Genomic DNA, 5,053 nt, shown 5'->3' on the forward strand with positions numbered 1-5,053 from the left:
GTGGAAACTCATGTATTTCATGGAGTAAAACTTGCCATAAAAACACCTATACCTATTCATCTCCGATAGAAAATCAGGAAACAAGCAAAAAACCTGCACCTGCATCTACGAACGTATTGGTAAGGTATGTTATTCCTAAAAAATTGAACGTGCGTACATCACCAACTATCAAAGCTAATATAAATACATCTCTTTCAAAAGGGGACTTTGTTTTATTGCACCACCAAGAAAATCAGTGGGCATATATTAGCAAGAGTGGCGTATATGGATGGGTCAGCAAAAAATATCTCTCTTCATCTCCCGTGAATTAATTCATCTTAAACAGAAAGGGCGCTTGCGCGCCCTTCTATATTAATCACCCTTCCTGATTTTCCCCAGCTACCGGTTCGGCGCCGGCGGCGGGTTCAATCTCGATGCGGTCCACCCGCTGCAAACCACGGGGCAGCTTGGCGCCGCGGCGGCCGCGCTCGCCACGGTAGTAGTCGAGATCGGCAGGTTTGAGGGTCAACTTGCGCTTGCCGGCAAACAGGGTGACATATTGCCCCTGCGGGATAATGGCGGCCATCACCATAAACTCTTCCCGCGCCTTCACCCGAGCCGACGGTATGCTGATCAGCTTGTTGCCCTTGCCCTTGCCGAGCACCGGCAGGGTGTTGAGCAGGAACAGCAGCATGCGCCCTTCGTTGGAGATGGCCATGCAAAGATCGGTCTCTGGCGAGCCAATCTTCTGGGGTGCCATCACCTGGCCCCCTTCCGGCACTGTGAGCAGCGCCTTGCCGTTCTTGTTCTTGCCGATGAGGTCGTCATAGGTGCAGACAAAGCCGTAACCGGCATCGCTCGCGATCAGATACGGCTCGCCTTCATTGCCCATCACCAGATGGCGCACCTCTTCCCCCGCCCCCAACGCAAAGCGGCCGGTGAGCGGCTCGCCCTGACTGCGGGCAGATGGCAGTGTGTGTGCTTCCAGTGCATAGGTACGGCCCAGGGTGGAGAGGAACACAGCCTGCTGGTTGCTGCGGCCACAGGCGTGGGCCAGATAGTTATCCCCGGCCTTGTAGGAGAGCCCCGCCACATCGACGTCGTGGCCCTTGGCGGCCCGCACCCAACCTTTATCGGAGAGGATGACGGTGACCGGCTCGCTCGGGGTCAGCTCTTTTTCAGTCAGGGCTACCGCGCTGGCGCGCTCCACCAGCGGGGTGCGGCGATCGTCGCCGTACTTCTCGGCATCCGCAAGCAGCTCTTTCTTGAGCAGGGTATTGAGGCGGCGCTCCGAGCCCAGGATCAGTTGCAGTTTGTCCCGTTCTATCGCCAGTTCATCCTGCTCGGCGCGCAGCTTGAACTCTTCCAGCTTGGCCAGATGACGCAGTTTGATCTCGAGGATAGCCTCGGCTTGGGTTTCGCTGATATTGAAGCGCTCCACCATCACCTTGCCCGGCTCATCCTCGGTGCGGATGATCTCGATCACCTCGTCGATATTGAGGTAGGCCACCAGCAAGCCTTCGAGGATGTGCAGGCGAGCCAGCACCTTGTCGAGGCGATACTGCAAGCGACGACGCACCGTCTCGCGGCGGAAGATGATCCACTCGGAGAGGATCATCTTGAGGGTCTTCACCTGCGGCCGGTTGTCGAGGCCGAGGATGTTGAGGTTGACCCGGTAGTTCTTCTCCAGATCCGTGGTGGCGAACAGGTGGGCCATCAGCCCCTCCACATCCACCCGATTGGAGCGGGGCACGATCACCAGACGGGTCGGGTTCTCGTGGTCCGATTCATCGCGCAGGTCGGTGACCATGGGCAGCTTCTTGGCCACCATCTGGGCGGCGATCTGCTCCATGATCTTGGCGCCGGAAGCCTGATGGGGCAGCGCCGTGATGACGATGTCACCATCCTCCTCGTTCCACACTGCTCGCTGCTTGATGGAGCCCTTGCCGGTCTCGTAGATTTTGCGGATGTCATCGCGCGGGGTGATGATTTCGGCGCTGGTCGGGTAGTCCGGCCCCTGAATGTGCGCCATCAGCGCATCCAGCCCGGCATCGGGGTTATCGAGCAGCTCGGCACAGGCGTAGGCCACTTCCCGCGCGTTGTGGGGCGGGATGTCGGTCGCCATCCCCACCGCGATGCCGGTGATGCCGTTGAGCAGTATGTGGGGCAGGCGGGCGGGCAGTACCACGGGTTCTTTCATGGTGCCGTCGAAGTTCGGCGTCCACTCCACAGTGCCTTGGCCCAATTCGGAGAGCAGCAGCTCGGAGAAGCGCGACAGCCGCGCCTCGGTATAACGCATGGCGGCGAAGGATTTGGGATCGTCCGGCGCCCCCCAGTTGCCCTGACCGTCCACCAGCGGGTAACGGTAAGAGAAGGGCTGGGCCATCAGCACCATGGCTTCATAACAGGCGCTGTCGCCGTGGGGGTGGTATTTACCCAGCACGTCACCCACGGTACGGGCGGATTTCTTGTGCTTAGAGAGGGCCGACAGACCCAGCTCGCTCATGGCGTAGATGATGCGCCGCTGCACCGGTTTGAGACCATCGCCGATATGCGGCAAGGCCCGATCCATGATGACGTACATGGAGTAGTTCAAGTAAGCCTGTTCGGTAAAGGTGCGCATTGGCTGGCGCTCTACCCCGTCCAGACTGAGCTCGATAGCATCACTCATGTGATTTTCTCTTTCGGTTCGGGAGCCGCCACAGGGCGACTCCGGCTAAATGCTTGCTGGCCCGCACAGGGCCAGCCGACGGCTTAGATGATGGCGAGATTACCCTTCTCTTCCAGCCACTCACGACGATCGCCGGAGCGTTTCTTGGCCAGCAGCATGTCCATCAGTTGCAGGGTCTCGTCCCCCTCCTCCATCTCGCCCATGGTGAGCTGCACCAGACGGCGGGTATTGGGATCCATGGTGGTTTCCCGCAGCTGTTTCGGGTTCATCTCACCCAGACCCTTGAATCGGGTCACCATCACCTTGCCTTTCTTCTTCTCGGCCTCGACCCGTTGCAGCACGCCGTTCTTCTCGTCCTCGTCGAGGGCGTAGAACACCTCCTTGCCGATGTCGATCCGGTAGAGCGGCGGCATGGCCACATAGACGTGGCCCTTGTTGACCAGGGTGCGGAAGTGCCTCACGAACAGGGCGCAGAGCAGGGTGGCGATGTGCAGACCGTCAGAGTCCGCATCCGCGAGGATGCACACCTTGCCGTAGCGCAGGCCGCTGAGATCCTCGGAGTCGGGATCCAGGCCAATGGCCACCGAGATATCGTGCACTTCTTGGGAGGCGAGCACCTGACCGGCCTCCACCTCCCAGGTGTTCAGTATCTTGCCGCGCAGGGGCATGATGGCCTGAAATTCACGATCCCGCGCCTGCTTGGCGCTGCCGCCCGCTGAGTCACCCTCCACCAGGAACAGTTCGCCCTGCATGGGGTCGGCACAGTTGCAGTCGGTCAGCTTGCCGGGCAGCGCCGGGCCCTGGGTAATCTTCTTGCGCACCACCGTCTTGGCGGCGCGCAGTCGGCGCTGGGCGCTGCTGATACAGATCTCGGCAATCTGCTCCGCCAGCTCGGTGTTGCTGTTCAGATAGAGGCTGAAGGCATCCTTCACTACGCCGGAGACAAACGCCGAGCTCTGGCGGGAGGAGAGGCGCTCCTTGGTCTGACCGGCGAACTGGGGATCCTGCATCTTGATGGAGAGGATGTAGGCGCAGCGATCCCAGATGTCTTCCGGGGTCAGCTTGACCCCGCGCGGCAACAGGTTACGGAACTCGCAGAACTCGCGCATGGCGTCGAGCAGCCCCTGACGCAGGCCATTGACGTGTGTACCGCCCTGGGGCGTCGGGATCAGGTTCACATAGGATTCGGCGAGGCACTCGCCCCCTTCCGGCAACCAGCAGAGTGCCCAGTCCACGGCGGACTGTTCGGTGCTGAAGGCGCCGACGAAGGGCTGCTCCGGCAGGCAGGTGAACTGCTTGACCGCATCGACCAGATAATCCTTGAGGCCATCTTCGTAGCACCACTCCAGCTTGATGCCGGTGTTCTTGTCGAGGAACTTGATGGTGAGGCCGGGGCAGAGCACGGCCTTGGCCTTGAGCAGGTGCTCCAGCTTGGTGACCGAGAACTTGGGCGAATCAAAGTAGCTCGCCTGCGGCCAGAAGCGCACCCGGGTGCCGGTGTTGCGACGACCGCAGGTGCCGGTGATGGTCAGCTCCTGCACCTTGTCGCCGCGCTCGAAGGCGATGTCATAGACCTGGCCGTCGCGACGCACCGTCACCTCGACCCGATCGGAGAGAGCGTTCACTACCGAAATACCCACCCCGTGCAGACCGCCGGAGAACTGGTAGTTCTTGTTGGAGAACTTGCCCCCCGCGTGCAGCTTGCAGAGGATCAGCTCCACACCACACACCCCCTCCTCCGGGTGGATATCGACCGGCATGCCACGGCCGTCATCGATCACCTCGAGGGACTGGTCTTCATACAGGGTCACCTCCAGGGTACGGGCGTGACCCGCCAGCGCCTCGTCGACGCTGTTGTCGATGACCTCCTGGCCGAGGTGATTGGGCCGGGTGGTGTCGGTATACATGCCGGGGCGACGACGCACCGGCTCAAGGCCATTGAGGACCTCAATGGCATCCGCATTGTATTGAGTAGACATGGAGGGCCTTGCGAATTGACGTTTGGAGGGAATCTTAACTGCTAGGCGGGGGTAGAACAAACTCCCCGCACCGAAAGCTTGATCTGGAGAAGAACAAGCAGGGCGAGACCGCCCTTATTGACTCAAACCTGACTATAACCCGAGGAAACGGATGATCTGGGCAGGGTAGCGCTCGAACGCCACAAAGGCGTGATTGCCACCGCACTCCAGCGAGAGGCGGGCAAAGCGGTATTCATCCAGCGCCTTGCGATAGTCGAGCACCTCATCCCCCTGCTGTTGCAGGATCCAGAGTCGCTCCGGCGCCGCCACCGGTACCGCCAGTGCCCGCAGCTCGTCCATATGTTCAGGCAGCAGTTCGTACTGCTCACCCGTATAGGGATTGGTCTGGGGGCCAAGGTAGTCACAAAGCAGCTCATGCGGGCGC

4 protein-coding genes are annotated in these 5,053 nt (G+C 60.5%); 1 reads left to right on the plus strand and 3 read right to left on the minus strand.

What is annotated here, in order from left to right; all coding sequences use genetic code 11:
* The coding region (locus AACS18_RS21870) for an SH3 domain-containing protein (RefSeq protein WP_146184817.1) at positions 1-311 on the plus strand (311 nt) is incomplete at its 5' end.
* Between the two features lie 44 nt (positions 312-355).
* Here AACS18_RS21870 and parC read toward each other — a convergent pair.
* The 3 genes from parC to AACS18_RS23710 all read right to left on the minus strand — a co-directional run.
* Entirely contained in the window at positions 356-2,650 is a 2,295-nt protein-coding gene (gene parC / locus AACS18_RS21875; protein ID WP_108613321.1) for a DNA topoisomerase IV subunit A, read from the minus strand.
* Positions 2,651-2,733: 83 nt separating this feature from the next.
* Positions 2,734-4,629, minus strand: coding sequence for a DNA topoisomerase IV subunit B (gene parE, locus AACS18_RS21880; RefSeq protein WP_108613322.1), 1,896 nt, complete (start codon positions 4,627-4,629; stop codon positions 2,734-2,736).
* Between the two features lie 132 nt (positions 4,630-4,761).
* On the minus strand, positions 4,762-5,053 hold a 292-nt coding region (locus AACS18_RS23710), incomplete at its 5' end, for a YqiA/YcfP family alpha/beta fold hydrolase (RefSeq protein ID WP_308810807.1).

Source organism: Aeromonas sp. HMWF015 (assembly GCF_963878965.1).
Lineage (GTDB): Bacteria > Pseudomonadota > Gammaproteobacteria > Enterobacterales > Aeromonadaceae > Aeromonas > Aeromonas veronii.